Raw genomic sequence first — 25866 nt, forward strand, 5'->3', positions numbered from 1 at the left:
GTATTCGCGCAATGCACCTGTCAGCAACCGCCCCGCGGACCCGGGTCCTGCACGTCACCCAGCCCGTGGACGGCGGGGTCGCCCGGGTCGTGACGGACCTGGCGCGGGCCCAGCTCGCGGCCGGCCTGCACGTCACGGTCGCCTGCCCCGACAGTCCGCTCGCCGCCGGGCTGGCCTCGCTGGGCGCCGACGTACGGCGCTGGCAGGCGACCCGCTCGCCGGGGCCGGCCCTCGGCCGCGAGGTACGGCGGCTGTCCCGCCTGATCGAGGACGTGCGGCCGCATCTGCTGCACGCGCACAGCGCGAAGGCGGGACTGGCCGGACGGCTCGCGGTGCGCGGGCGGATCCCGACGGTGTTCCAGCCGCACGCCTGGTCGTTCGAGGCGGTCGGCGGGATCACCGCGGCGCTCGCGCTGAAGTGGGAGCGCTGGGGGGCGCGTTGGGCCTCCCGGGTGGTGTGCGTGAGCGACGCGGAGCGTGCGACCGGGGTACGCGCCGGGGTCGCCGCCCGGTGGAGCGTCGTACCGAACGGGATCGACCCGGGGCGCTGGCGTCCGGCCGCCGTGGACACCGTGCGCGCCGCGCTCCTGCCGGGCGTCGATCCGGCGGCCCCGCTCGTCGTGTGCGTCGGGCGGCTGTGCCGGCAGAAGGGCCAGGACGTGCTGCTCGACGCGTGGCACGCCGTACGGAAGCGGGTGCCCGACGCCCGTCTGGCGCTCGTCGGGGACGGTCCCGACCGGGCGTCGCTCGCCTCCCGCGCCCCCGCCTCCGTGCTGTTCGCCGGGGCCGTCGCCGACACCGTCCCCTGGTACCAGGCCGCCGACCTGGTCGTGCTGCCCTCGCGCTGGGAGGGCATGGCGCTCGCCCCGCTGGAGGCGATGGCGTGCGGGCGGCCGGTGGTCATGACGGACGTGGACGGCGCCCGGGAGAGCCTGCCGCCGGAGCTCGTGTCCGGCTGCCTGGTGCCTCCCGAGGACCCGGCGGCGCTCGCCGGGGCGGTCGCCGGGCTGCTGCTCGACCCGCCGCTGCGCGAGTCGCTCGGGGACCGGGGGCGCCTCCACGTCCTGTCCACGCACGACGTGCGGCACGCGGCCGAAGCGGTGACGGACGTGTACCGCGACCTCCTCGGAGTCGCGCCCGCCGCCGAGCGGACGAAGCCCGCCGGCGAATGTGCCGCGCCCGCCGCCGAATGTGCCGGACCCGCCGCCGAATGTGCCGGGCCCAGCGCCGAGGGGGCGAGGCCCAGCGCCCAACAGACAGGGCCCACCGCCGAAGAAGCGGAGCACGGGGCCAACCGGGCCAACAGGGCCGATGGCACCAACAGTTCCGACAGGGCCAAGCCCCGCGCCCAGCAGGCAGCACCCACCGCCGAAGGGGCAGGGCACGGAGCCAGGAGGGCGGGGCCCGGCACGCGGCAGGCAGGGCCGAGCGCCCAGCAGGCGGAACCCACCGCCGAAGGGGCAGGGCACGGAGCCAAGAGGGCGGGGCCCGGCACGCGGCAGGCAGCGCCGAGCGCCCAGCAGGCAGCACCCACCGCCGAGGGAGCAGGGCACGGAGCCAGGAGGGCGGGGCCCGGCACGCGGCAGGCAGCGCCGAGCGCCCAGCAGGCAGCACCCACCGCCGAAGGGGCAGGGCACGGAGCCAAGAAGGCGGGGCCCGGCAGCCGGCAGGCGGAGCCCGGCGACAAGGCGGCGCGGCCAGGCGCCGAGCAGGCGGTGCCCGTCGCCGAGCAGGCGGTGCCCGTCGCCGAGGAGGCGGGGGCCGTCGCCGAGGAGGCGGGGGCCGTCGCCGAGGAGGCGGGGGCCGCCGTCGAAGGGGTGGGGCCCGGTGCGGGCCGGGACGGCCCGCACGCGAACCGAACGACCCAGAGCGTCGAGCCCACCGAGTGCAGGGAGTCCATCCACTCGTGACCGCGGAAAGCACCGTCCCCTCCCCCGGTGGCCAGCCACGGGACCCGGGATCCTCCCCGCTCTCGGTCCTGCAGCCGCCGCCCGGCACCGCCGCCGGCCCCCGTCTCCCCGCCCGCCGCGCGTCGGCGCGGCCCGCCTCGCCCGTGCCGTTGCTCGCCGTGGACCTCGCGGCGGCAGTGCTCGGCGCGGCCGTGCTCGCCGGCACCCGGCACCGCCTGCTGCTCGCCGCCCTGCTGCTGGCCGGGACGCTGCTGCTGCGCCCGCGCCCGCCCCGGCCGGTGACCGGCGTCCTGGACGAACTGCCCGCCGTCTGCGGCCGGATCGCCGTGGCCTGGACGACGCCGGCGGCGCTCGTGGCGGCGTACGCCCCGTGGCACGCGCTGTCCGCGCGCACCCTGCTGCTGGGCTTCCTGCTCCAGTCGGCGGTGGCCTGCGCGGGCCGCGGTCTCGTGCACTGGCGGCGGCGCGTCGCGCTGCTGCGCCGGCCGCACGCCGCCCTGGTGGTCGGCCCGGCGCCGACCGCGCGGCGGGTGGCGACCGCCGTCCTGCGCCACCCCGGCTGCGGGGTGCAGCCGGTGGGCATCGTGGCCGAGGAGTCCGACGGCGCCGACGGGCTGCCGGTGCTCACGACGGGCGAGGAAGTGCAGCGGGCCCTGATCCAGAACGGCGTGCGGGACGTCCTGACCGTGCACCCGTCGGTGCGGGCCCAGCACGGGCCGCTGCTGGTGGCGCTCGCCGAGTCGGGATGCGCGGTGTGGGAGGTCGAGGCGGACTCCCCGGCGTACGCGAGCCGGGAGCAGCTCGCCGGGTTCGCCTGCCGGCGGCTCGACCTCGGCTCGCGGCGGCGGCGCGGCGAGCTGGGCAAGCGGATGCTGGACGTGACGGTGTCGGGGACCCTGCTCCTGCTGGTCAGCCCGCTGCTGCTGGTGTGCGCGGTGGCGCTGCGGATCGGCGAGGGACCCGGCGTGGTCTTCCGGCAGGAACGCATCGGCAAGGACGGCCGCCCCTTCACGCTGCTGAAGTTCCGCACCCACCGCCCGGCCGACGAGCACGAGTCCGCGACCCGGTGGAGCGTGGCGGGCGAGGAGCGCATGTCGTGGTTCTGCCGGTTCCTGCGGCGCACCTCGCTGGACGAACTGCTGCAGCTGTGGAACGTCTTCCTCGGCGACATGAGCCTGGTCGGCCCGCGTCCCGAACGCCCTTATTTCGTCGCGCAGTTCAGCGAGGCCTACCCCGGCTACGCGGCCCGCCACCGCATGCGGGCCGGCATCACCGGGCTCGCCCAGATCCACGGTCTGCGCGGTGACACCTCGATCGAGGACCGGGCCCGCTTCGACAACGCCTACATCGACAACTGGTCGCTGTGGCAGGACGTCTGCATCCTGCTGCGCACGGCTGTCGCCATCGTGCGTCCCACCGGGAGCTGAGCCGATGAGCCTGGTCCTGCCCCTCTCCCTGCCCCGGGTGCGCTCGCTGGCCCCCCTGCTGTCGGTGCCGGCGGTGATCGCCGTGCTCGCGCTGCCGTCCGGGCCGGGCGGCGAGGGCGGGGCCCGTCCCGCCGACGCGCTCTCCGGGCTGGTGGTCGCCCTCTGCGCGATCGGTCTCGTACGGCAGCGCCGGCGGCCCCTGACGCCCACCGCCGGCGTCGTGCTGGGCCTGCCCGTGCTCGGCCTCGCGGTCGCCGCGGCGGGGGCCGCGTCGGCGGACGCCGGGATCACCGGCCTCGGCCGCTACCTCCAGGTCTTCGTGCTCGTCCCGGCGGCCGTCCTGCTGCTGATCCGCGACCGGCGCGACTTCCGGCTGCTGGCCTGGACGCTGGTGGCGTTCGCCGGGTGGCAGGGGGCGGTCGGCGTGCACCAGTACGTCACCGGGACCGGCGCCTCCTACCAGGGCGAGGACATCCGGGCCGTGGGCACCTTCGGGGCGACGGACGTGATGGGCATGGCGACGGTCGTCTCCTTCGGGCTGGTGAGCGCGCTGGGTCTGGCGCTGGGCCGGGGCCCGGTGCGGCAGCGGGCGGTGGCGGCCGGGTGCGCGGCGGCGCTGGTGCTGCCGCTCGCGCTGTCCTTCAGCCGGGGGGCGTGGATCGCGACGGCGGTCACCTGCTGTGTGCTGCTCGTGCTGTCCGGGCTGCGCCGGGCGCTGCGGGTGGGAGCGGCCCTGGTCGCCGCGGGCGTGGTCCTGGTGGGCGGGTTCGGGGCCGGTACGACGCCGTTGCAGGAGCGCATCGGCAGCATCGCGCAGGTCACCGACGCGCCCGACCAGTCGGTCGTCGACCGGTACACCATGTGGGCGGCGGCCGTGGACATGTGGCGCGAGCACCCGCTGACCGGCGTCGGGCTGAAGGGCTTCCCCGACTACCGGGACGCGCACGCCTCGCTGGCGCTGTCGTCGGCCAGCGACACGGAGGGCGCGGGGGCCGCGTTCCGCAGGCAGCCGCTGCTGTCCCCGCACAACATGTACCTGCTGGTGCTGGCCGAGCAGGGCCTGCTCGGGGTCCTCGCCCTCGCCGGCAGCTGGCTGGCGTTGCTGGTGTGCGGGCTGCGGGGACTGCGGCGGGCGCGCGGACACGGCGGCGGGCTGGACTGCGCCCTCGTCGCGTGCGGGCTGCTGGTCTGGCAGCTGGTCGACTTCGCGTACGCCGACATCGGCGGGCCGTCGACGGTGCTGACGGCGGTGTGCTTCGGGCTGGTGGCGTGGTGGGCGCTGGCCGACGGCGGCGCGGCCGGCACCGCGCCGGACGCGCCGGCCCCGGCACCGGCCGAGGAGGCGGCCGCCCGATGACGCCGACGCCGCCCCCCGCCCCGCGCACACCCACCGCCCTGCACGACCCCGCCCCGGCCCCGCTGACCTCTCCTGGTCCTCCGGACGCCGACTCTCCGGGCGCTCCTGACTCCCTGGGCTCCGGCTCTCCTGACTCCCTGGACCCCGGCTCCCCGAACGCCTGCTCCCCTGGCTCCGGCTCCCCGGGTTCTCCGGCTCGTCCGGATTCACCCACCCCTGATCAGGTCTCCCCCGCTTCCCCGGCCGCCTCCGCCTCCCACGTCTCCCGCCGTTTCCTCGCCAAGGCCGCACTCCTCACCGCCGCGCTGTCCGTCGCCGGGGCGCTGCTCGGGCTGGTGCGGGACCAGGCGCTGGCGCGGCTGTTCGGGGCCGGCAGTGAGACGGACGCGTTCCTGGTGGCCTGGACGGTGCCGGAGTTCGCCTCCACGCTGCTCATCGAGGACGGGCTGGCCTTCGCGCTGATCCCGGCGTTCAGCCTGGCCCTGGCCCGCCGCGCGCAGGGCGCTCCCGGCGACCCGGTGCGCGCCCTGGTCGCCGCCACGCTGCCCCGCCTGTCGCTGGCCCTGGTCGCGGTGTCCGCGCTGCTCGTCGGCACCGCTCCCTACCTGGTCGGGGTCCTCGCCCCGGGTCTGCCCGACCCCGCCCTCGCCGTGGACTGCACCCGGCTGACAGCGACCTGCGTGCTGAGCTTCGGCCTGGCCGGGTACTGCAGCGCGGCGCTGCGGGCGCACCGCCGCTTCCTGGCCCCGGCGACGATCTACGTGGCCTACAACACCGGCATCATCGCCGGGATGTTCGTCCTCGGCGGGCGCTGGGGCGTGCGTTCGGCGGCGGCCGGGGTCGCGGCGGGCGGCTGTCTCATGGTGGCCGCGCAACTCCCGGCGCTGTGGCGGCAGTTGCGCGGGCAGGCGCCGGCCGGCGGCGCCGGGGCGGACGAACCGCGTCCGATGGACCTCGCCCTCGTCGGCTCCGTCCTGCTCTTCGCGCTGTGCCGCCAGTCCCAGACGCTCGTGGAACGCTTCTTCGCCTCGCGCCTCCCGGCCGGCGCCATCTCGCACCTGAACTACGCCCAGAAGGTCGCGCAGATGCCCATGGTGCTGTCGCTGATGCTGTGCACGGTGACCTTCCCGGTCGTCGCCCGCGCCCTGGCCGACGGCGACACCGGGCGGGCCCGCGACCGGGTGGAGCGGGACATCGCGCTGGCCGCGTGCCTGGTGCTGCTCGGCACCGCCACGGTGCTCGCCTGCGCGCCCCAGATCGTCGAACTCCTCTTCCAGCGCGGCGCGTTCACGGCGAGGGACACGGCGGCCACGGCCGGCGTGATGCGCGTGTACGCCCTCGGCCTGCTCGGCCAGACCCTGGTCGGCGTGCTGGTCCGCTCGTACTTCTCGGCGGGCCGTCCCACCTGGTACCCGGCCGGCGCCATGGGCGCGGGCATCCTGCTCACCTCGGGTCTGGGCGCCGCGACCGTGGAGGTCTGGGGCGTGTGCGGCATCGCCGTCGCCAACGCGGCCGGCATCACCCTGACCGCCGCCCTGCTGCTGGCCGGCCCGGCCGGCGGCCCCCGGGGCGTGCCGATCCGCGGCCGGCGGGTACTGGCCGGGCTCGGCAGACCGGTGTGCGCCGCACTGGCCGCGGCGGCGGCCGGCGCCCTCACCGCGCACGGCATCGGCTCCCCCGTGCCCGCACTCGTCACCGGCGCGGCCGTCGTGGCCGCCGTCTTCGTCCTGCTCGGCCGGGCCCTGGACGTCCAGGGCATCGAACCCGCGCTCCGTCTCGTCCGTTCCGCCACCCGGAGGCTCACCGATGGCCGTACCCGTTGACTCCCCCGACACCGGCAGACGCCTCGCCGCGGGCCCCGTCCCGTGGGTGGCGATGTACCACTCCGTGGGCGACTGCTCGGACGACCCGTACCGGATCACCGTGACGCCCGAGCGGCTCCGGGCGCAGCTGCGCTGGCTGCGCCGGCGGGGGCTGCGGGGTGTCGGCATGACCGACCTGCTGGCCGCCCGCGCCCGGGGCCAGGGCCGCGGGCTGGTCGGGCTGACCTTCGACGACGGGTACGCCGACTTCGTCGACACGGCCCTGCCGCTGCTCCGGCGCTTCGACTGCGGCGCCACCCTGTTCGTCCTGCCCGGCCGGCTCGGCGGGGACAACGCCTGGGACCCGCTGGGCCCGCGCAAGCCCCTGCTGACCGCCGACGGCATCCGGCAGGCGGCCGCCGCGGGCGTGGAGATCGGCTCGCACGGCCTCACCCACGTCGACCTCACCCGGGCGGACGACGCCACCCTCGCCGCCGAGGTCCGCGACAGCCGCTCGCTGCTGGCGGAGCTGACGGGCACCCCGATCGCCGGTTTCTGCTATCCGTACGGCACCGTCGACCGGCGCGCGGTGGCCGCCGTGCGGGACGCCGGATACGCGTACGCCTGCGCCATCGACCCCGGCCCGCTCACCGGCCCGCACGCCCTGCCCCGCGTCCACATCGGCCAGCACGACACCGCCGTGCGCCTCTTCCTCAAGCACCGGCTGCACCGCCTGCGCCGCCGCCCCGCCGGAGGGCTGTGACATGCGGGCCCTCCACGTCATCACCGGGCTCGGCGTCGGCGGCGCCGAACAGCAGCTGCGGCTGCTGCTGCGGCACCTGCCCGTCGACTGCGACGTCGTGACGCTGACCAACCCGGGCGCGGTCGCCGACGGGCTGGTCGCCGACGGGGTGCGGGTGGTGCACCTCGGCATGGCCGGCAACCGCGACCTGGCCGCGCTGCCGCGCCTGGTGCGGTTCATCCACGCGGGCGGCTACGACCTCGTGCACACCCACCTCTACCGCGCCTGCGTCTACGGCCGGCTCGCGGCGCGCCTCGCGGGTGTCCGCGCGATCGTCGCCACCGAGCACTCGCTGGGCGACTCGCAGATGGAGGGGCGCCGGCTCAGCGCCGGGGTGCGCGGGCTGTACCTGGCCAGCGAGCGCCTCGGCCGCCGGACCGTCGCCGTCTCCCCCACGGTCGCCGAGCGGCTCAGGCGCTGGGGCGTGCCGGCACCGCGCATCGAGGTCGTCCCGAACGGGGTCGACCTGGCCCGCTTCCGCTTCGACCCGGCCCGGCGCCACCGCACCCGCCGGCGTCTCGGGCTGCCGGAGGACGCCCATGTCGTCGGCGGCATCGGCCGGCTCACCACCGGCAAGCGCTTCGGCGTCCTGGTCCGCGCGCTGGCGCAGCTGCCGCCCGACCACTGGCTGGTGCTGGTCGGCGGCGGGCCGGAGGAGAACGTCCTGCGGCGCACCGCCCACGAGGCGGGAGTCGCCGACCGGGTGCTGTTCACCGGCGAGCGTCCCTGCGTGCCCGACGGCAGCCCCGGCCCGGACCTGCCGTCGCTGCTGTCCGCCATGGACGTGCTCGCCTCGCCGTCCCCCGAGGAGGCCTTCGGCCTGGCGGTCGTCGAGGCGCTGGCGGCCGGGCTGCCGGTGCTGTACGCGTCCTGCCCGGCGCTCGAGGACCTGCCGCCGCACGCGGCGTCCGGCGCGCGCCGGGTACGGGGCGGCGCCGCGGAGTTCGCCGCCGCGGTGGCCGCGGCCCGCGCGCGGGACCCGGGGGCGCGGGCCGCCCCCGACGCGGCCCGCCACTACTGCATCACCCGGAGCGCCGCACGGCTGATGGACGTGTACACGGCCACGGTGTCCCCGTCGTTGTCCCCCTCACTCCTGGGAGCGAGTTCCTGATGACCGACCATCCCGCCGGAGCGCGCCGCGCGGTCGCGTTCCTCCGCGGCCTGACGCCGCCGCCCTGGTCCGTACTCGCGGCCGGCGTCCTCGCCGGCGGCCTGATCGGCGGCGCGTACGGCCTCGCCGAGCCGCCCGCCTACACGGCCACCAGCTATGTCGTCGCCGTACCGACGAAGACCGCCGACCCGGCCTCCGCGCTCGGCTTCGCGCAGGCCTACGGCCGGGTCGCCACCCAGCTGGCGGTGCTCGGGGACGCGCAGGTGTGGGCGGGCGTGCCGGTGCGGACGCTGAAGGAGAGCGTGCGGACGGCGACCTCGCCGGACGCCCCGATGGTCGCGATCACGGCCACCTCCACCCGCCCCGACCTGGCCGCCGACATGGCCAACGCCGTCTCCCGGGCGGTGACCCGGCACGCGCAGAACACCAAGGCCGACACCAACGTCACGCTGGAGTCGTTCGCCCGCGCCACCGAACCGGCCGAGCCGTCCTCGCCCTCGGCGACGGTGACGGCCCTGGTGGGCGCGAGCGCGGGCGGGCTGCTGGGCGGGCTGGTGCTGCTGGTGCGGCCGCGGCAGGGGTGGAGGCAGCGGGGAGGGTCCGCCGCGGTGCCCGGTCCGGCCGTCGCCGCCGACGCCCACGGGCAGCTGTGACGTACACGACGCGGCTCGTCACCGACGAGGCCGCCTTCGCGCGGCTCGCCCCGGACTGGGACCGGCTGTACCGGCGGTGTGCGTCGGCGACGCCGTTCCAGAGCCACGCCTGGCTGCACTCCTGGTGGAGCTTCTACGGCAGGCCCGGCCGGCTGCGGCTGCTCGTGGTGCGGGACGGCGGGGACCTGGTGGCGGCCGCGCCGCTGATGCGCGTCCGGCGCCCGGTGCCCGCGCTGGTGCCGCTCGGCGGGGCGATCTCCGACTACGGCGACGTGCTGCTGGACGACGGGCGCGGCGAGGCGGCCGTCGCCGCGCTGAGCGACGCCCTGGCGGTCTGTGCCGGCACGGCGCTGATCGACCTGCGCGAGGTGCGGCCCGGCAGCGCGGCCGAGCGGGTCTACGAGCGCTGGCGCGGGCCCCGGCACCGGATGGACGACTCGCTGTGCCTGGAGCTGCCCGGCGTGCCGATGGACGAGCTGGTCGCCCGGCTGCCGTCGGCGAAGGCCCAGCGGGTGCGCGCCAAGCTGCGCAAGCTGTCCGCGCTCGGCGTCGAGCGGCATCCCGTCGGCCCGGAGGAGGTGGACAAGGCGCTGCGGCGGCTGCTGGAGCTGCACCGGCTGCAGTGGGAGGGCCGGAAGGTGACCGCCGAGCACCTGCGGCCGCGGTTCGCCCGGCACCTGGTGCGGGCGGTCGAGCCGATGGTGCGCGCCGGGGACGCGGTCGTCACCGAGTTCCGGCTCGACGACGACGTGGTGGCCGTCGACCTGACGCTGCTGTCGCGGCGGCTGACGGGCGGCTACCTGTACGGCGCCCATCCGTGCCTGCGGCAGCGCAAGGCCGACGTGGCGGTGATGCTGCTCGACGCGTGCACCGAGCACGTCAGCTCGGGCACGCTGAGCCTGCTGCGCGGCGACGAGCCCTACAAGCACCACTGGCGTCCGGTACCGGTCGTCAACCGGCGGCTGCTGCTGGCCCGGCCGCACACCGCCCCGCTGCTCGCGGCGGCCGTCGGCGCGGTCGCCGCCCGGCACCGCGGCGGGCAGCTCCTGCGGAAGTGGAGGGAACGCGGTGGCGGCGGGGCGTGACCGTCCCGCCGCCGCGGGGTCACCGGTCACGCGACCACCGGTCGAGGAGCAGGCACATCTTCCCGCCGATCCAGTACTCGACCCACTCGCCGAGGTTCAGCGGCGAGCAGTCGGACAAGGGCGGCGGGGCGGCGGGCGTGGGTGCGTCGGCCGGGTCGGCGGGCAGGCCGGGTACCGGGGCCGCCGGGGTCGCCGGGTCCAGGTCGCCGGTGCGGCCGGAGAGCACGGAGCGGTAGACCGCGGACGCCCTCGGGTTGGCCGGGCACTGCCACACGCCGTGCGGGCAGTAGTCGCTCAGCGTGTTGTAGAGCGGTTTGTGCTCGCCCATCCAGGCGAGCATCCGTTTCATGTACTCGGCGTTGTCGCCGTTGCGGAAGAGTCCCCATTCGGGATAGGAAATGGGCTTGCCGTGGGCTTTGGCGAAATCCACGTGCTGCTGAAGTCCGTAGGGCTCTTTCACCTGCTGCTCGAACGACAGTCCGGACGGCTGGTCGTACGCGTCCATGCCGATGATGTCGACCGTGTCGTCTCCCGGATAGCACTCCGTCCAGGGAACGGCGTCCCGGCCGCGGGTCGGCGCGAAATCGAACCGGAATTTCTGCCCCGGCACCGAACGCATGGTGGTGACGATTCTGTTCCAGTACCTCTTCCAGGCCTCCGGGTCCGGCCCGCAGCGATGGGTGTACGTGATGCCGTTCATCTCCCAGCCGAGCACGATCACCGTGTCCGGCACCCGCAGCCGCACCAGCCGCTCGGCGAGGGCCCTGAAGTGGTGATCGAACGCGCCGGCGGCGCCCTCGCGCAGCAGCGTGCGCACCTCGTCGTCGGGGACGCCGCCCTCGCTGCGCTCCAGCATGGGGACGTTCAGGACGAGCATCCGGTCGGCCTTCTCGGTGCGCCAGTCCGCCCACATGTCGAGGAAGCCGGGGGCTCCTTCGATGTTGCTCCAGCGGTCGCCGGGCAGATAGGTGTGGCCGACGCGCAGTTCGGCGCCGCCCAGCCAGTGGCTGAGGGCGGCCATGCGCGCCAGGCCGAGCGCCCCGTAGTCGAGGTAGGCGCCGAAGGCGGGGACGTCCTTGCCGTGCGGGGTCCCGACGGGCGACGGAGTGGCGGGCAGCGGCGTGACGGGCGACGGAACGGCGGGCGGCGGCGTGACGGGCGGTGGAGCCTGGGACGTCGGCGCGGGAGCGGGAGGATCGGCGACCCGATCCGTTCCCGCACCCGCGGCGAAACCAGGACCCGACGCCAGAACGGCCGTCGCGGCGACCGCCGCCACGACGACGGCCGGCCGCCCGAACCGGGGGCGCCGCTGCTGTGTGGCCATTCCTGCTCCTTTCTCCGTCCTCGTGCTGCGCTGAATTTCCGTCACTGAATCTCCGCCACTGAATCTCCGTCGCTGAATTTCCGGCGCCGACCGTCCATCACTGAACTTCTGTCACTGACACTCAGTCACACGATCCGCAAGTACGCCACCGCCGCTACGGCTATCGAGTGAGAAGACACCATGCCCGCGTCGCTTTTCGACACCCGCGTGCCGGCCGTTCTGCTGCGCATCGACCGGAATCCCTTTCACCACGGCACGCTCGGCGCCGTGCGTTCGCTCGGCAGAGCGGGGATCGATGTGCACGTGGTCGCCGACACCGCGGAAAGCCCCGTGTCCCGATCGCGCTTCGTGCGCCAGATCCATCCCCCGCCGCCGCCCGGCGCGTCCGCCCACGACATCTCCGTGGCGCTGCACCGGGTGGCCGCCCACATCCCGCGCCCGGCCGTGCTGATCCCGATGGACGACGCGAGCGCCCTCGCCGTGGGCCGGCTGCGCGAGGAACTCGCCCCCTCCTATCTGCTGCCCGCGCTGCCCGCCACGCTGTCCGAGCGCGTCGCCGACAAGGCCGCACTGGCCGGTGTGTGCGCCGACCTGGACGTCCCCCACCCCGAGACGCACGTCCCCGACAGCCCGCGGCAGGCGGCCGCGGACGCCGGGCGGCTCGGCCTGCCGGTGGTGGCCAAGTGGAGCCGCCCCTGGCTGCTGCCCCCGGGGAGCGGTCTGCGCAGCACGGTCGTGGTCCGCTCGGCGCGGGAGGCGCGGGAGCTGTTCCTGCGCTCGGCGGAGGCGGGCAGCCGGCTGCTGCTGCAGGGCTTCCTGCCGCCCGGGCCGCACCGCGACTGGTTCTTCCACGGGTACGCCGACCGGGCGGGCGGAATGCGCGGCGGCGGGCCCGGCCTCAAGCTGCGGTCCTGGCCGCGCGGCGCGGGCCTGACGGCGGTGGGCCGCTGGACGCCCAACCCGCAGGTGCAGGCGCTCTCCGAGCGTCTCACCGCCGCACTCGGCTACCGGGGCATCCTCGACCTCGACTTCCGCCGCTGCGGCACCACCGGCCGCTACCACCTGCTGGACTTCAACCCCCGCCCCGGCGCCCAGTTCCGCCTCTTCGCCGACGCGGCCGGTCTGGACGTGGTCCGCGCCCTGCACCTGGACCTGACGCACCGTCCGCTGCCCCCCGGGGTGCCCGTGCCCGGGCGGGAGTTCGTGGTGGAGAACTACGCGCCGCTGACCGCGCTGCGGCCCTCCCCGGCCGGGCGCGAACTGGCCTGGCACGCCGCCGACGACCCCTCCCCCGGCCGCGCGCTGTGGCCGCTGTGGGGCCGCCACGTCTCCCGGCGCCTGCGGAACCGCCTGGCCGGCCCGCCCGACCGGACCGACGCCCCCCGGCCGACCCAGCCGATCCACCCGGCCCACCCGGCCCACCCGACCCACTCCTCGCACGAACCGACCCACCCGACCCACCCGACCGAACCGAACGAACCGACCGATGTCGCCGGCCCGACCGACGACGAGAAAGCGAGCAGTTGCTGATGTACGACCTGCTGGTGGTGGGTGCGGGCCCCTACGGCCTGTCCATCGCGTCCCACGCCGCGGCCGCCGGGCTGAACCTGCGCGTCTTCGGCCGGCCCATGGCGTCCTGGCGCGACCACATGCCCCGCGGCATGTTCCTCAAGTCGGAGCCGTGGGCCTCCAACCTCTCCGACCCGGAAGGGCGGTGGCGGCTGGACGTGTACTGCTCGGGCCGGGGCGTGGCCGCCCGGCACGGGCACCCGATCCCGCTGGACATGTTCGCCGAGTACGGCCTGTGGTTCGCCCGCCATGCCGTACCTGAGGTGGACGAGCGGATGGTGACCCGGGTGTCGCCCTGCCCGGGCGGATTCGAGGCGGTCACGGACGACGGGCAGGTGCTCCACGCCCGTACCGTGGCCCTCGCGGTGGGCGTCATGCCCTTCGTCGAGATCCCGGCCGCCCTGCGCGGACTCGACGCCTCGCTCGTCTCGCACAGCAGCCACCACAGCGACCTGGCCCGGTTCCAGGGCCGGGACGTCACGGTGATCGGCGGCGGCCAGGCGGCCCTGGAGACGGCGGCCATCCTCGCCGAGGAGGGCTCGCGGGTACGGGTGCTGGCCCGCGCCGACCGGCTGTGCTGGAACGACGTACCGCCGCCGTGGGAACGCCCCTGGTGGCAGACGGTCCGTTCACCGCAGAGCGGCCTGGGGTGCGGCTGGCGGAACTGGTTCTACTCCGAGCGGCCCGGCCTCTTCCGGCGGCTGCCGGAGTCGACGCGCGCCCGGATCGCGGCGACGGCGCTCGGTCCGGCCGGGGCGTGGTGGGTACGGGACCGGGTCGAGCCGGCCGTGGAGGTGCTGCTCGGCCATGAGGTCGCGGCGGCCCGGCCGGTGTCCGGCGGGGTCCGGCTGGACCTGGCGGGCCGGGGAGGCGCGGCGGGCTCGCAGCGGTCCCTGGAGACCGAGCACGTCATCGCGGCCACGGGCTTCACGGCGACGTGCGACCGGCTGGGCCTGCTCTCGGACGAGCTGCGCGGGGCGCTGGCCACGGTGGCCGACGGATCGCCGGAGGTGGGGCGGGACTTCGAGTCGTCGCACGCCGGCCTGTTCATGGCGGGCCTGGTCACGGCCTCGGGCTTCGGCCCGGCGATGCGGTTCGTGCACGGGGCGACCTACACGGCGGGGGCGCTGGTCCGAGGGGTGCGGCGGCGGCTGCGCGCCGGGGGCGGCCCCAGCACGATCGTCCGGCAGCCCACGGGCAGCGGTGCCACCGGTTCGCCGTCCGTCCCGCTGCCCGGCGGCACCGCGTAGCGGCGCGGGTGCCGGGTGCCGGACGCGGAACCGTCCGGCACCCGGCGCGCTCGAGCCTGTCCGGCTGACCAAGTCGCAACCGACGACAACGCCGCTGGGGGCACCCCTCCGGGGAGGGCGTGCCAGACCCCGCGTCTCCGGCGTGATCCGCCGGACAGGCCCTGGCTAGCGGCGGGACGCGGTGCGGCCTCGCCGGTACAGAACGGTGCCGGCCACGAGCAGCGCGGCGGCACCGGCACCCGAGGCGGCCAGCGCGGCACCGCTGCCGGTGTGGGCCAGCTGGGGCGAGCGCGCGGAGGACGCCGCGGTGCGCTCGCCGCCGGGCAGGGCGCGGTTCTCACCGTAGGGCGGGGCCGGGGTGACCTGACCGCCGGAAGGCGTCTGCTCACCACCGGGGGGCGGCATCGTGGGCCCGCTGGGGCCCGGCGTGGGCCCGCCGGTGGACGGCCCCGTGGGCCCGGTGGGGCCCGGTGTGGGACCGGTGGGGCCCGGTGTGGGCTGGCCTTCGGGGGGCGTGCCGTGGCCGTGACCGGCGTCGTCTCCGTAGCCCGAGTCGTCGCCGTAGCCGGAGTCGTCCCCGTAGCCCGAGTCGTCCCCGTGACCGGAGTCGTCTCCGTAACCGGAGTCGTCCCCGTGACCGGAGTCGTCCCCGGGCGGTGTGTCCTGCGGGCGGTGGTCGTCCGTACCCGACGTGTTCGCGCAGGCGTTGCCGAAGGCGGGGTCGAGCGCGGCGAGCCCGTCGACGGTGTTGCCGCAGACGTTGGCCTGTGTGTCGACCGGGCTCTGGACGTTGTTGCCGGCCAGAACGCCCGGCGAGCCCGCGGCCACTCCGTCGCTGTGCGTATCGGCGAGGGCGTGGCCGCCGCACAGGGACAGGATGCTCGTCGCAGCGGCGGCCGCCACCATTCCCTTGCTCAGGGTCAGTCGCATGTCGTGGTGGTCTTCCTTGAGAGATGGGAAGGGCCGGCCCCGGGCGCACAGCAAGGTGCCCGGGACCGGCCTCACCCGGCCGGATGGCCGGGATCACGCGTCGTCAGTGGTTGACACAGACGCCCGTGGGCGCGTTGAACAGGCTGATGAGGCCGAAAGAGTTCCCGCACACGTTCAGGTCGTTGTGAACCGGGTGCTGGATGACGTTGCCGGAGAGGAAACCCGACGAACCCGCGGCAACACCGGTCGTGTCGTCGTCGGCGAAGGCGGGGGCGGCCATGCCGAGGGCCAGAACCACACCAGCGACGACAGCGGCGGTCTTCTTCATCTCTATCCCTTCTCTGCGGTCATGCCTCGATGACGGCCGAAACCGAGCGAGCACAACAGGAAGGGCTCGCATCATGACCCGCAGGCTGCACACCAGGAATTGACGGCAGAGGCGGAAGGGGAAACGTGGAACACGACCGGTTCATCCGGATGCATCACGCCGTGAGACGCCGCTCCTCCGAGAGGAGCAACGGATGACGGAGAGCGGCCCGCGCGGGGAAGTCCGCGGGCCGCCGCGCCGCTCTCGGGACCGCGTGCCTCAGCCGCGGACCGCCGACAGGACCGCCATGTCCTCCAGGACGTGCGACAGCGCGCCGTCGCGCTTGGCCTGCGTGGAGTTGTCGGCGCACTGCTGGTTCAGGTCGTCGGAGAGGAGCGGCACGTCCTGCAGGACCGTGGACGGGCCCGGACCGGCGGTCGCGACGTTGATGTCGTTCAGCGCCGCGCACGGCTTGTTGAACGAACCCTCGATGAACGACAACTGCGGGCTCTTGTCCCCCTTGGTCGCCGAGTTGCCGAACGACGACGACGCGCCGTTGCCGTTGGCCACGGTCGGGCCCGAGTCGTCACCCGCGGCAAGAGCCGTGGGAGCGGCCGCGACCGACATTCCGATGACAGAAGCGGCGGCCGCTGCGGCGACCATTGCCTTCTTGAGCACTTCGCGTTCCTTTCCTCGTAGCGACGCACTGTCCTACGGCCACAACAACCCGGCCCGGCGCCATTGGTTGCGGACGTTCACCCGCTTGGCCGCACCGCCCCGGATTTCCCGGCGACGGCCACGGCGGTGGTTCCGGCGGGCTTCGCCGTGTCCGCCGACCGGGTGAACGGGAGAAACCGCACCGTCCGCACGGAGTTGTCCAGAGAGCTCCGGTGAACGGGGTCTCTTCGGAAAGGACTGAGCAATGATCAAGAAGGTCTTCGCCTCGGCGGCTGTCGCCGCTTCCGTCATGGGAGCCTGTGCCGCGACCGCCCCCCAGGCCATGGCTCTGGGCGACGACAGCGGCCCGACCGTGGCCAACGGCAACGGCGCGATGCAGAGCTACGGCAACTCCGCCACGTACGGCAACATGAGCCCCCAGATGGCCCTCATCCAGGGTTCCTTCAACAAGCCCTGCGTCGCCGTGAACGACCTCCCCGTGGCGGCCGCCGGCCCGGGTCCGGCCACGGTGCTGCAGGACGTGCCGCTCCTGTCGGACGACCTGAACCAGCAGTGCACCGAGAACTCCACGCAGGCCAAGCGCGACGGCGCGCTGTCGCACCTGCTGGAGGACGTGTCGCTGCTGTCCGCCAACAGCGAGCGCTGACACGGTCCTCGAGGGGCGGGGTCGCCGGCCGGCGGCTCCGCCCTTCGGTGTGTCCCGGCGGCTGTCAGCGGCCGCCGCCCCCGTACAGCGCCTCGATGTCGTCGGCGTAGGCGTCGAGCACCGCGTGCCGCTTGACCTTCAGGGACGGCGTCAGCATTCCGTTCTCCTCGCTGAATTCGCCCTCGACGAGGGCGAAGGCGCGGATGGACTCCGCGCGGGAGACCGCCTGGTTGGCGAAGTCCACGGCCCGCTGCACGTCGGCGCGCATCCGCGGGTCGCGTGCCAGCTCGGACGCCGGGGTGTCCGCGGGCAGCTTGCGGACCGACAGCCAGTGTGCGACGGCTTCCGGGTCGAGGGTGATCAGGGCGGCGACGAAGGGGCGGTTGTCGCCGACGACGATGCACTGGCCGACGGGCGGGCGGCTGCGCAGCCGGTCCTCCAGGACGGCCGGGGAGACGTTCTTGCCGCCGGAGGTGACGAGGATGTCCTTCTTGCGGCCGGTGATGGTGAGGTAGCCGTCCTCGTCGAGGGAGCCGAGGTCGCCGGTGGCGAACCAGCCGTCGTCCAGGACGGCGTCGGTGGCGGCGGGGTTGTTCCAGTAGGCGCCGAAGACGACCCCGCCCTTGATGAGCACCTCCCCGTCGTCGGCGATGCGTACGGCGGTGCCGGGGACGGGCAGGCCGACGGTGCCCGGGCGGGGCCCGAGGGGCAGGACTACGGTGGCGGCGGCGCTGGTCTCGGTCAGGCCGTAGCCCTCGTAGACGATGATCCCGGCCGCGTAGAAGAACAGGTTGAGGTCGCGGTCGAGGGGGGAGCCGCCGCTGATGGCGTAGCGGGTGCGGCCGCCGAGTTCCTTGCGGATACGGCGGTAGACCAGCAGGTCGTACAGGGCCCAGGCGGCGTACAGGCCGGGGCCCGGTCCCTTGCCCCGGCCGAGGAACCTGTTCATGTGGGCCTCGCCGAAGCGGACGCCGATGCGGTGCGCGCGGTCGAAGGAGGCGCCGCGGCCGAGCTTCTCGGCGGTCGCGCGGCCGGTGTCGTGGATCTTCTCGAAGAGGTAGGGGACGCCGACGAGGAAGGTCGGACGGAACTCCTTGAGCGCGGGGCGCAGTTCGTCGGGCTTGAGGCTCGGGCAGTGGCCGACCTCGATACGGGCCATCAGGCAGGCGATCTGCAGGGTGCGGCCGAGGATGTGGGCGAGCGGGAGGAAGAGCAGGGTGGAGGCGACCTGGTGGGTGACCTCCTTGAAGATGGGGTGCAGCAGCTCGACGGTGTTGGCGGCCTCGGCGTGCAGGTTGGCGTGGGTGAGCACGCAGCCCTTCGGCCGTCCGGTGGTGCCGGAGGTGTAGCAGACGGTGGCGATCGTGCCGGGGGTGAGGGACGTACGGCGCTTCGTGACCTCGTCGTCCGGCACGTCGCGGCCGAGGGCGGTGAGGTCGGCGAGCGCGTCCGCGTCCAGCTGCCACACCCGCGGCGGCGTCGGGTGGCCGGCCGTGGCGGTCGTCACCGTGCCGGCGTTGTCCGCGGTCTCGGCGACGACGAACCGGGCGCCGGAGTCGCGGACGATCCACTCCACCTGCTCGGCGGAGGAGGTGGCGTAGACGGGCACGGTCTGGCCGCCGGCCGCCCAGATGGCGAAGTCCAGGACGGTCCACTCGTACCGGGTGCGGGACATCACGGCCACCCGGCCGCCCGGTTCGAGGCCCGCGGCGATCAGCCCCTTGGCGACGGCGGTGACCTCGCGGGCGAACGCGGCGGCGGTCACCGGCTGCCAGCCGCCGTCCCGCCTGCGGCGCAGGACCACCGCGTCGGGGGCCTCGGCGGCGTTGGTGAAGGGCAGGTCGGCGGTGCTGCCGGCGGTGAGCGGCGCGGCCATGGGGGCGGTGCGGACCTCGCGCACCGTGCCGGTGCCGTCCCGCACGAGCTCGACCGCGGCACGCGCGGCCAGGTCCGTGCGCCGTTTCGCCCGTTTCAGATCCTTGCGTACACCCATGACGGCTCCAGGTCGCGGCCTCGGACGGACAGCTCGAACTTACTCCGGAGTCAACTTACCCGCGCGTAAAGGAAGGTCAATGGGTCCGACCACATCCGCGCGGGCGCGTTGGGGGTGAGGGGCGGGGCCGGGGCCGGGGCCGGGGGTGGGGGTGGGGCCGGGGGTGGGGGTGGGGGTGGGGCGGGGGCCGAAGCCCGGGGCCGGGGCTCGAAGCCGAGCCCGGAGCCCAAGGCCCGAGCCCGAAGCCCAGGGCCGGAATGCGCGGCCGGGGCCGGAGGGCCAGGGCCCGGGGGCCGGGGCCTGGGCCTGAGGCCGGGGCCGAGGCCCGAGGCCGGGGCCGGAACCCGGAACCCGGAGCCCAAGGCCAGAGCCGGAGCCGGGGGCCGGAACCCGGGGCCCGAGGCCGGAGCCGGGGGCCGGGGCCAAGGCCAGGGCCGGGGCCGGGGGCCAGGGCCGGGGCCAAGGCCAGGGCCGGGGGCCAGGGCCGGGGGCCAGGGCCGGGGCCAGGGCCGGGGCCAAGGCCAGGGCCGGGGCCAAGGCCAGGGCCGGGGGCCAGGGCCGGGGGCCAAGGCCGGGGGCCAAGGCCAAGGCCAGGGCCGGGGCCAGGGCCGGGGGCCAAGGCCAAGGCCAGGGCCGGGGCCAGGGCCGGGGGCCAAGGCCAAGGCCAGGGGCCAAGGCCAGGGCCAGAGGCCGGGGCCGGGGCCGGGGGTGGGGCTCAGGTTTTGGTTTGGTGGGCTTGGGCTATTGCTGTGGCCAGGTGGCGGACCTGTTCGTCTTCCGTCTGCCGGGCCAGCTTCGAGGCGGTCTCGTGGAGTGCGGCGAGGCCGGGGGCGCCGGGGATGGCGTGGCCGCGGTCCGCTCCGGCGCGCAGGGCGTCGGCGAAGTAGGCGGCGACGGCCGTCACCTGGACGCGGGGACCCGCCGCGCCCACCGACGGTCGACGGATCGGGCCGGCGGCCCTCGGCGAGGGTGCGGCGCGCGTAGCCGTAGGAGGCGGTGTCGACGTCGAGGGCGAAGGTGGAGACGAGGTCCGGGGAGGGGTCGGCCTCGCGGGCCGTGCCGTCCTGCCGCTGCTCGCCGCCGGTCTCGCCGGGTGCGGGGGCGGGGGCCGGGAGGGCGCCGTCCTTCCGGCCGTCCGCGGTGCTGCCGCCGGACTCGCTCGCGCTGCAGGCCGCCGTCAGCAGCAGGCCGCCCGCGGCCGTGAGCGCCAGCAGGGTGCGGCGCAGGCGCCGGGCGGGCGGACGGGAGACGCCCGGCGGTGCTGTGCGGTACTGCTCCGTCTTCCTTGCCCCCAGGGTGTGTTGACGTCTGCGTCCTCGTCTTCGACTGTGACGTCGCAGGGGGCGGAAACGTGCGGGACGGGGCGTTGCGGAAGGGGCTCGACACGGCCACGATCATGGCCCGCCGAGACCGGTGGGTGACCCTTCCGTCGACCTGGGGCCGGCCCGCGACCGGCCTAGGACACCACGTCCTTGCGGGCGAAACCGCGGAAGGCGAGGGCGAACAGCACGAGCGCGTACGTTACGGAGACCGCCGTGCCCTGGATCATGCCGGACCACTCGGGGTGCGGCTGGACGGCGTCCGCCCAGGCGAACTGCCAGTGCGCGGGCAGGAAGTCGCGCCAGTCGCCGAGGGCGGTCACGGCGTCCAGGACGTTGCCGACGATGGTCAGGCCGACCGCGCCGCCGACCGCGCCGAGCGGGGCGTCGGTCTTCGTGGACAGCCAGAACGCCAGCCCCGCGGTGACCAGTTGGGACACGAAGAGGTACGCCACGACCACCGCCAGCCGCTGGGCGGCGGTCCCCGGCTCCAGCGCGCCGCCGGTCGGGATCTCCAGCGGGCCCCAGCCGTAGGCTGCCGTGCCGACGGCGAGCGCCACCACGGGCAGCAGCACCATGGCCGCCAGGCTGAGTCCGAGCCCGACGACCAGCTTGGACCACAGCAGGCGGGCCCTGGGCACGGGGGCGGCCAGCAGGTAGCGCAGGGAGGACCAGCTCGCCTCGGAGGCGACCGTGTCCCCGCAGAACAGGGCCACCGGGATCACCAGCAGGAAGCCCGCCGACACGAACAGGTTGACGGCGGCGAAGTTGGCGCCGGACGCGGTGGCCGTGTCCATCAGCGTCACCTGGGCGTTGCGGCCGCCCGGGTCGCCGCCGATCGCGAAGGCGACCAGCAGCACGAACGGCAGCGCGGCGAGGATGCCGCCCATGATCAGGGTGCGGCGCCGCTTGAACTGCCGGACCAGCTCGACGCGGAGGGGCAGGGTGCGGCCGGCCCGGTAACCGGAGGCGGACTGCGCGGACGGGCCGTGCCCGGCGAGCGTGCTCATGCGGAGCCTCCGATCAGGGTGAGGAAGGCGTCTTCCAGACGGCGGTGGGGGCCGAACGAGGCGACCGGAACGTCGAGCCGCACCAACTCGGCCAACAGCCGCGCGGCAGCCGCGGCACGGGGCGCCTCCGGCGTACCGGCAGGGGCGGACGCGGCGTCCGGCGCCATCGGCGTCCCGACGGGGGCGGGCGCGGGCGCGTCGACCGTGTCCGGCCTACCGGCGCGCACCTGCGGCGCTCCGGCAGGGGCGTCCGACGCCACGGCGGGAGCGGGCGCGACCCGGGCGTCCGGCGGCACGAACGTCCCTTCGGGGACGGACGCGGGTGCGACGGGCGTCTCCCCTGTCCCGGCGGAGGCCGGCGCGGCCGGCGCACCGACAGGGGCTGGCGCGAGCGGCGTCCCGGCTGGAGTGGGTGCCGCCGTCGGGGCGAGGTGGATCAGGAGGCCCTCGGGGGTGCGGGTCGCTGAGTTCACGCCCGGGAGGGCCGCCACCTTTTCGACCAGCGGGTCGGGGACGGGGGCCGCGAGGCCGACGAGCAGGGTGTCGCCGGAGCCGACGATCTCGTCCACCGGGCCCGCCTGGACGAGCCTGCCGCGGTCCATGACGACCAGGTGGGTGCAGGACTGCTCGACCTCGGCCAGCAGGTGGCTGGAGACGATCACCGTGCGGCCGCCGGCGGCGTACCGGATCATCACCTCGCGCATCTCGCGGATCTGCGGCGGGTCCAGGCCGTTGGTCGGTTCGTCGAGGATCAGCAGGTCGGGCAGGCCCAGCATGGCCTGGGCGATGGCGAGGCGCTGGCGCATGCCCTGCGAGTACGTGCGCACCGCGCGGGCCAGCGCGTCGCCGAGGCCGGCGATCTCCAGCGCCTCGTCCAGATGCGCGTCCTCCGGCGGGCGGCCCGTCGCCCGCCAGTACAGCTCCAGGTTCTCCCGGCCGGACAGGTGCGGCAGGAAGCCCGCGCCCTCGACGAACGCGCCGACCCGGGAGAGCACCGGGGAGCCGGGGCGGACGGCGTGGCCGAAGACGCGGATCTCGCCGGCGTCGGGCCTGATCAGGCCCATCAGCATGCGCAGCGTGGTGGTCTTGCCCGCGCCGTTCGGACCCAGCAGGCCGAGCACCTGGCCCTTCTCGACGCGGAAGGACAGGTCGCGGACCGCGTACCGGTCCGCCGCGCCGGCGTACCGCTTGCTCAGCCCGGTGATCTGCAGCGGGACGCCGGCGAGCGCCGGGTCGGGGGCCGCGGCGGCGGTGCGGCGGCGGCCGGTCAGCAGCAGGGCCAGGGCGACCGCCGCTCCGGCGAGCGGCAGCCACCACACCCACGCGGGCAGCGGCGCGGCGGCCGTCTTCACGCCGGGCGCCGTCGGGACCAGCAGCCCGCCCCGCACGGAGACGGTGTACGTCGCCGGGGCCGCCGGGGAGGCGTAGCCGAGGTCGGTGGAGGCCAGGACCAGGCGCAGCCGGTGTCCCCGCTGGACCTCGTGGTCGATCGCCGGGAGGGTGACCGTGACGTCCTTGCCCGCCCCGGCCCCCTCGACGCGGACCGGCGTGACCAGCTGGGCGGGCAGCACGGGCTGCCCGCCGCCGGGGCCGACGTCGTACACCTTGGCGAACAGCACGGCGGTGTCGCTGGTGGAGCGCACGTGGACGGTGACCGTCGGCGAGCCGGTGATCCTGAGGTCGGTGCGGACCGGCGCCGACTCGAAGCGCGCGTACTGGCCGGGGAAGTCGGCCGACACCCCCACGCCGAGCGACGACAGCTGGGCCAGGCCGCCCAGGCCGCCCAGGCCGCCGAGGCCGGGCAGGGCGGAGACGGCGGGCGGGCCGGCGCCGGCCGGGTTGGCGAAGCTCTGCTCGCGTCCGGTCAGGGCGACCGTCCTGCGTCCGCCGGCCAGTCCGGGGTACGTGTCGCCGCTCGCGCCCCGCAGCTGGGCCGCACCGTCGGTGGAGTCGACGCCTCCGGTGCGGGTGACGCGGAAGGCCGGGCCGGTGTCGGCACGCCGGTCGTCCTTCAGGTAGCGGTCGAACCAGGCGCGCACGCGGGCCTGCACGCGGCCGGTCTCCAGGTCGCCGCCGTCGTGCCCGCCCGCGATCCAGTCGACGTCGACGGGGGCGCCGTTCGCCTGGATCGCCTTGGCGGCCGCGTCGGCCTGGCCGAGCGGGAAGAGAGAGTCGGTCTGGCCCTGCACCAGCAGCGTGGGCACCTTGATGCGGTCGGCGACGGCGGCCGGCGAGCGGGCCTGGAGCAGGGAGCGCGCGGCGGCGTCCGGGGTGCCGGACTGCGCGACCCGCTCGTACATACGGCACAGCCGTGGCTCGAACCTGGCGCAGCCGCCGCCGGTGTTGACGAAGACGCCCGCCCACAGCTTCTTGAAGACGCCGTTGGGGAAGAGCGCGTCCGCCAGGTTCCAGTAGGTGATCGCGGGGGCGATGGCGTCCACCCGGTCGTCGTACCCGGCGGCCAGCAGGGAGACCGCGCCGCCGTAGGAGGCGCCGGCGACGCCGACGCGCGGGTCGCCCGCCGTGTCGAGCCGCACCTCGGGCCGGGCCGCCAGCCAGTCGATGAGCCGGGAGACGTCGGCGACCTCGCCGTCGGGGGCGTTCAGCCCGATCTTCCCGGTGGACCTGCCGAAACCGCGCGCCGACCAGGTCAGCACCGCGTAGCCGTCCCGCGCCAGGTCCTCCGCCTGCTGCCGGACGTCGGCCTTGCTGCCGCCGAAGCCGTGCGCCAGCAGGACCCCCGGACGGCGGCCGGCCGGGCCCGCGGTGAAGTACGAGGTGTCCAGGCGCACCCCGTCCACGGACATCACCCGGTCGCTGCGGCGCACCCGGGGGGCGTCGTCGGAGGCGACGGCCTTCCAGGTGCCGGCACCGGCGAGCACGACGACGGCGGCCCCGGCGGCCAGCAGCCTCCGGGGCCTCCGCAGCAGCCCCCGCACGCGGGGCAGTCGAAGATCCATGCGTCAACGGTACGGTCCGCCGCCGGCGACCGGGGCAGACCCCGGGGTGAGTCGTAGGCCCTCCCCCGGGAGTACGGGCCCGGGCCGGCGTACCGCGGTCGCGGTAGGCGAAACTCGCCGGGCCCGCCGGACTCGCCGGGCTCCCCGGGCTCCCCGGGCTCCCCGGGCTCAGGCCTGCGCGTCCTCCGGGAGGGACACCAGCCAGCGCGTGTCCTTGCGCGGACGGAGGTACAGGACCCAGTACACGGTGGCGACGGCGGTGATGCCGCCGGTCCACAGCAGGTAGCCGGTCTCCTGCTGGCTGAGGACGTAGGCCAGGACCACGATCAGCAGCACCGGCACCGCGGGCCACAGCGGCATGCGCCAGGCGTGCGTGTGCTTGTGGTGGCCGCGGCGGGACAGCAGCGCGGCGACCGCGACCAGCAGGTACATGCCGGTGACGGAGACGCCCGTCACGCCGTACAGGGTGTCGAGGTTCACGAAGCAGAGCAGCGCGCCGGGGACGCCGACCGCGAGCGTGGCGACCCAGGGGGAGCCGAAGCGGCCGAGCCGGGAGAAGACGTTGTTGACCGGCTCGGGCCAGGCCTTGTCGCGGGCGGAGGCGAACAGGACGCGGGAGTTCTGGATGACCATGACGATGCCGGCGTTGACGATCGCGAGGGCCACGCAGAGGCTGACGAAGGTGCCGACGGCCGAGTTGGACCAGGCGGTGACCATGGAGCTGATGTCGCCGCCGGTCAGCGCGGCGATGTCGGGGGCGCCCATGGTGATGGCGGCGACCGGGACCAGGATGATCACGGTGGAGATGGCGAGGGTGGCCAGCACCGTGCGGGCGACGTTGCGGCGCGGGTGCTCCAGCTCCTCGGAGAGGTAGACGGCGGTCGAGAAGCCCTGGGTGATGAAGAGGGCGATGGCGAGGCCGGAGACCACCATCATGGCCGTCACGGTGTCCGCGTGGCCGTCGGCGCCGGCCACCTGCATGGACACCAGGCTGTCGGCGCCCCGCTCGCCGTGGGCGAAGCCGAGGAAGGCCACCACGGCGGCCGCGATGACCTCGAGGACCAGGAAGACGCCGGTGATCCAGGCGTTGGCGCGCAGGTCGAGCAGACCGGCGAGGGTGGCCAGCAGCATCACGCCGGCGCCGGTCATCGCCGGGTCGAGGTGCACGATCGGGGCGAGGTAGTCGGCCGTGCCCATCGCGATCACCGGCGGGACGATCATGACCACCAGCAGGGACAGGACGAACACCAGCCAGCCCGCGAGGCGCCCGGCCATCGTCGACACCATGGCGTACTCGCCGCCCGCGCTGGGGATGAGGGTGCCCAGCTCGGAGTAGCAGAACGCCACGGCGATACAGAGGAGGGAGCCGATGGCGATCGTCAGGGCGGTGGCGGTGCCGAGCGAGCCGAACAGGTCGGGGACGACCACGAACAGCGTGGAGGCCGGTGTCACGCACGAGAGCGTCAGCAGGGTCCCGCCGACCACGCCGATGGAGCGCTTGAGCTTCTGGGGGCTGTCCGCCGCCGCTGCTGCGACGGCGGTCTCGGCGGGGCGGAGCGTGTCGGTCATGCAACAGGTCCGATCGACTCGTACGACTGAGGGTGTGGGTCGGGAGCGCGCTATCGCCTCCGGCGGATCGCGTCCTGGTCTCTACGTCCGCTCCCGGCGCCAGAATGGAACCCCGACGAAAACCATCACGTCAATGGCTGTTTACCTACGGATTCCGTCGCCAT

General features: G+C 75.3%; 19 protein-coding genes and 2 pseudogenes. 11 read left to right on the top strand and 10 right to left on the bottom strand.

Annotation, left to right across the window (positions count from 1 at the left end):
- Window positions 1-11: 11 nt before the first annotated feature.
- The 8 genes and pseudogenes from ACH4ZX_RS08025 to ACH4ZX_RS08060 form a co-directional block, all read left to right on the top strand.
- Window positions 12-1145: pseudogene (locus ACH4ZX_RS08025) on the top strand (glycosyltransferase); the annotation flags it as partial.
- Window positions 1146-1906: 761 nt separating this feature from the next.
- On the top strand, window positions 1907-3337 hold the full coding sequence (locus tag ACH4ZX_RS08030) for a sugar transferase (RefSeq protein WP_398269298.1): 1431 nt from the start codon (window positions 1907-1909) through the stop codon (window positions 3335-3337).
- Between the two features lie 4 nt (window positions 3338-3341).
- On the top strand, window positions 3342-4694 hold the full coding sequence (locus ACH4ZX_RS08035; protein WP_398269301.1) for an O-antigen ligase family protein: 1353 nt from the start codon (window positions 3342-3344) through the stop codon (window positions 4692-4694).
- Window positions 4691-6517, top strand: a complete 1827-nt coding sequence (locus ACH4ZX_RS08040; RefSeq protein ID WP_398269304.1) for a lipid II flippase MurJ — start codon at window positions 4691-4693, stop codon at window positions 6515-6517. The genes ACH4ZX_RS08035 and ACH4ZX_RS08040 overlap by 4 nt, the downstream gene beginning before the upstream one ends.
- Window positions 6501-7259 carry a polysaccharide deacetylase family protein gene (locus ACH4ZX_RS08045; RefSeq protein ID WP_398269307.1) on the top strand — a complete coding sequence of 253 codons (759 nt, stop codon included), beginning with the start codon at window positions 6501-6503 and terminating at the stop codon, window positions 7257-7259. Before ACH4ZX_RS08040 ends, ACH4ZX_RS08045 begins: the two co-directional genes overlap by 17 nt.
- Before the next feature lies 1 nt (window position 7260).
- Window positions 7261-8409: a glycosyltransferase gene (locus tag ACH4ZX_RS08050; RefSeq protein ID WP_398269310.1), complete on the top strand. Its 1149-nt coding sequence runs from the start codon at window positions 7261-7263 to the stop codon at window positions 8407-8409.
- Window positions 8409-9062: a lipopolysaccharide biosynthesis protein gene (locus ACH4ZX_RS08055; protein ID WP_398269313.1), complete on the top strand. Its 654-nt coding sequence runs from the start codon at window positions 8409-8411 to the stop codon at window positions 9060-9062. The genes ACH4ZX_RS08050 and ACH4ZX_RS08055 overlap by 1 nt, the downstream gene beginning before the upstream one ends.
- Window positions 9059-10147: a GNAT family N-acetyltransferase gene (locus ACH4ZX_RS08060; protein ID WP_398269316.1), complete on the top strand. Its 1089-nt coding sequence runs from the start codon at window positions 9059-9061 to the stop codon at window positions 10145-10147. The genes ACH4ZX_RS08055 and ACH4ZX_RS08060 overlap by 4 nt, the downstream gene beginning before the upstream one ends.
- 19 nt (window positions 10148-10166) lie before the next feature.
- On the opposite strand, the gene ACH4ZX_RS08065 is transcribed toward ACH4ZX_RS08060, so the two are convergent.
- Window positions 10167-11471: a glycoside hydrolase family 26 protein gene (locus ACH4ZX_RS08065; RefSeq protein WP_398269319.1), complete on the bottom strand. Its 1305-nt coding sequence runs from the start codon at window positions 11469-11471 to the stop codon at window positions 10167-10169.
- A 180-nt stretch (window positions 11472-11651) separates the two neighbouring features.
- Here ACH4ZX_RS08065 and ACH4ZX_RS08070 point away from each other — a divergent pair, with 180 nt between their 5' ends.
- Window positions 11652-13001, top strand: a complete 1350-nt coding sequence (locus tag ACH4ZX_RS08070; RefSeq protein WP_398269321.1) for an ATP-grasp domain-containing protein — start codon at window positions 11652-11654, stop codon at window positions 12999-13001.
- Window positions 13001-14290, top strand: coding sequence for an NAD(P)/FAD-dependent oxidoreductase (locus tag ACH4ZX_RS08075; protein ID WP_398269658.1), 1290 nt, complete (start codon window positions 13001-13003; stop codon window positions 14288-14290). The genes ACH4ZX_RS08070 and ACH4ZX_RS08075 overlap by 1 nt, the downstream gene beginning before the upstream one ends.
- A 165-nt stretch (window positions 14291-14455) precedes the next feature.
- Here ACH4ZX_RS08075 and ACH4ZX_RS08080 read toward each other — a convergent pair whose 3' ends face one another.
- The 3 genes from ACH4ZX_RS08080 to ACH4ZX_RS08090 all read right to left on the bottom strand — a co-directional run bounded on the left by ACH4ZX_RS08080 (window position 14456) and on the right by ACH4ZX_RS08090 (window position 16205).
- The gene (locus ACH4ZX_RS08080; RefSeq protein ID WP_398269324.1) at window positions 14456-15220 is read right to left on the bottom strand and encodes a chaplin; all 765 of its coding nucleotides are present in this window, start codon (window positions 15218-15220) and stop codon (window positions 14456-14458) included.
- 103 nt (window positions 15221-15323) lie between these two features.
- Entirely contained in the window at window positions 15324-15548 is a 225-nt protein-coding gene (locus ACH4ZX_RS08085; protein WP_398269327.1) for a chaplin, read from the bottom strand.
- A gap of 258 nt (window positions 15549-15806) precedes the next feature.
- Window positions 15807-16205: a rodlin gene (locus ACH4ZX_RS08090; protein WP_398269330.1), complete on the bottom strand. Its 399-nt coding sequence runs from the start codon at window positions 16203-16205 to the stop codon at window positions 15807-15809.
- Window positions 16206-16449: 244 nt separating this feature from the next.
- On the opposite strand from ACH4ZX_RS08090, the gene ACH4ZX_RS08095 reads away from it, so the two are divergent.
- Window positions 16450-16851: a rodlin gene (locus ACH4ZX_RS08095; protein WP_398269333.1), complete on the top strand. Its 402-nt coding sequence runs from the start codon at window positions 16450-16452 to the stop codon at window positions 16849-16851.
- Window positions 16852-16915: 64 nt separating this feature from the next.
- On the opposite strand, the gene ACH4ZX_RS08100 is transcribed toward ACH4ZX_RS08095, so the two are convergent.
- The 6 genes and pseudogenes from ACH4ZX_RS08100 to ACH4ZX_RS08125 all read right to left on the bottom strand — a co-directional run bounded on the left by ACH4ZX_RS08100 (window position 16916) and on the right by ACH4ZX_RS08125 (window position 25702).
- Window positions 16916-18844, bottom strand: a complete 1929-nt coding sequence (locus ACH4ZX_RS08100) for an AMP-dependent synthetase/ligase (protein WP_398269336.1) — start codon at window positions 18842-18844, stop codon at window positions 16916-16918.
- Between the two features lie 715 nt (window positions 18845-19559).
- Window positions 19560-19748, bottom strand: coding sequence for a hypothetical protein (locus ACH4ZX_RS08105; RefSeq protein ID WP_398269338.1), 189 nt, complete (start codon window positions 19746-19748; stop codon window positions 19560-19562).
- 28 nt (window positions 19749-19776) lie between these two features.
- A pseudogene (locus tag ACH4ZX_RS08110) lies at window positions 19777-20070 on the bottom strand (von Willebrand factor type A domain-containing protein); the annotation flags it as partial.
- 230 nt (window positions 20071-20300) lie between these two features.
- Window positions 20301-21173 (bottom strand): ABC transporter permease, encoded by an 873-nt coding sequence (locus ACH4ZX_RS08115; RefSeq protein WP_351884871.1) that lies wholly within the window; start codon window positions 21171-21173, stop codon window positions 20301-20303.
- Window positions 21170-24133 (bottom strand): alpha/beta fold hydrolase, encoded by a 2964-nt coding sequence (locus ACH4ZX_RS08120; RefSeq protein ID WP_398269340.1) that lies wholly within the window; start codon window positions 24131-24133, stop codon window positions 21170-21172. Before ACH4ZX_RS08120 ends, ACH4ZX_RS08115 begins: the two co-directional genes overlap by 4 nt.
- Window positions 24134-24301: 168 nt before the next feature.
- Window positions 24302-25702 carry an APC family permease gene (locus tag ACH4ZX_RS08125; protein WP_398269342.1) on the bottom strand — a complete coding sequence of 467 codons (1401 nt, stop codon included), beginning with the start codon at window positions 25700-25702 and terminating at the stop codon, window positions 24302-24304.
- Window positions 25703-25866 lie beyond the last annotated feature (164 nt).

It is taken from the genome of Streptomyces sp. NPDC020490 (genome assembly GCF_044335305.1).
GTDB lineage: Bacteria > Actinomycetota > Actinomycetes > Streptomycetales > Streptomycetaceae > Streptomyces.

Bases quoted from the DNA above. Each gene is read 5' to 3' on its own strand.
- ACH4ZX_RS08075 (WP_398269658.1), top strand. From the start codon at position 13,001: ATGTACGACCTGCTGGTGGTGGGTGCGGGCCCCTACGGCCTGTCCATC.
- ACH4ZX_RS08035 (WP_398269301.1), top strand. From the start codon at position 3,342: ATGAGCCTGGTCCTGCCCCTCTCCCTGCCCCGGGTGCGCTCGCTGGCC.
- ACH4ZX_RS08055 (WP_398269313.1), top strand. From the start codon at position 8,409: ATGACCGACCATCCCGCCGGAGCGCGCCGCGCGGTCGCGTTCCTCCGC.
- ACH4ZX_RS08100 (WP_398269336.1), bottom strand. From the start codon at position 18,844: ATGGGTGTACGCAAGGATCTGAAACGGGCGAAACGGCGCACGGACCTG.
- ACH4ZX_RS08040 (WP_398269304.1), top strand. From the start codon at position 4,691: ATGACGCCGACGCCGCCCCCCGCCCCGCGCACACCCACCGCCCTGCAC.
- ACH4ZX_RS08115 (WP_351884871.1), bottom strand. From the start codon at position 21,173: ATGAGCACGCTCGCCGGGCACGGCCCGTCCGCGCAGTCCGCCTCCGGT.
- ACH4ZX_RS08120 (WP_398269340.1), bottom strand. From the start codon at position 24,133: ATGGATCTTCGACTGCCCCGCGTGCGGGGGCTGCTGCGGAGGCCCCGG.
- ACH4ZX_RS08070 (WP_398269321.1), top strand. From the start codon at position 11,652: ATGCCCGCGTCGCTTTTCGACACCCGCGTGCCGGCCGTTCTGCTGCGC.
- ACH4ZX_RS08095 (WP_398269333.1), top strand. From the start codon at position 16,450: ATGATCAAGAAGGTCTTCGCCTCGGCGGCTGTCGCCGCTTCCGTCATG.
- ACH4ZX_RS08085 (WP_398269327.1), bottom strand. From the start codon at position 15,548: ATGAAGAAGACCGCCGCTGTCGTCGCTGGTGTGGTTCTGGCCCTCGGC.
- ACH4ZX_RS08050 (WP_398269310.1), top strand. From the start codon at position 7,261: ATGCGGGCCCTCCACGTCATCACCGGGCTCGGCGTCGGCGGCGCCGAA.
- ACH4ZX_RS08065 (WP_398269319.1), bottom strand. From the start codon at position 11,471: ATGGCCACACAGCAGCGGCGCCCCCGGTTCGGGCGGCCGGCCGTCGTC.
- ACH4ZX_RS08045 (WP_398269307.1), top strand. From the start codon at position 6,501: ATGGCCGTACCCGTTGACTCCCCCGACACCGGCAGACGCCTCGCCGCG.
- ACH4ZX_RS08080 (WP_398269324.1), bottom strand. From the start codon at position 15,220: ATGCGACTGACCCTGAGCAAGGGAATGGTGGCGGCCGCCGCTGCGACG.
- ACH4ZX_RS08125 (WP_398269342.1), bottom strand. From the start codon at position 25,702: ATGACCGACACGCTCCGCCCCGCCGAGACCGCCGTCGCAGCAGCGGCG.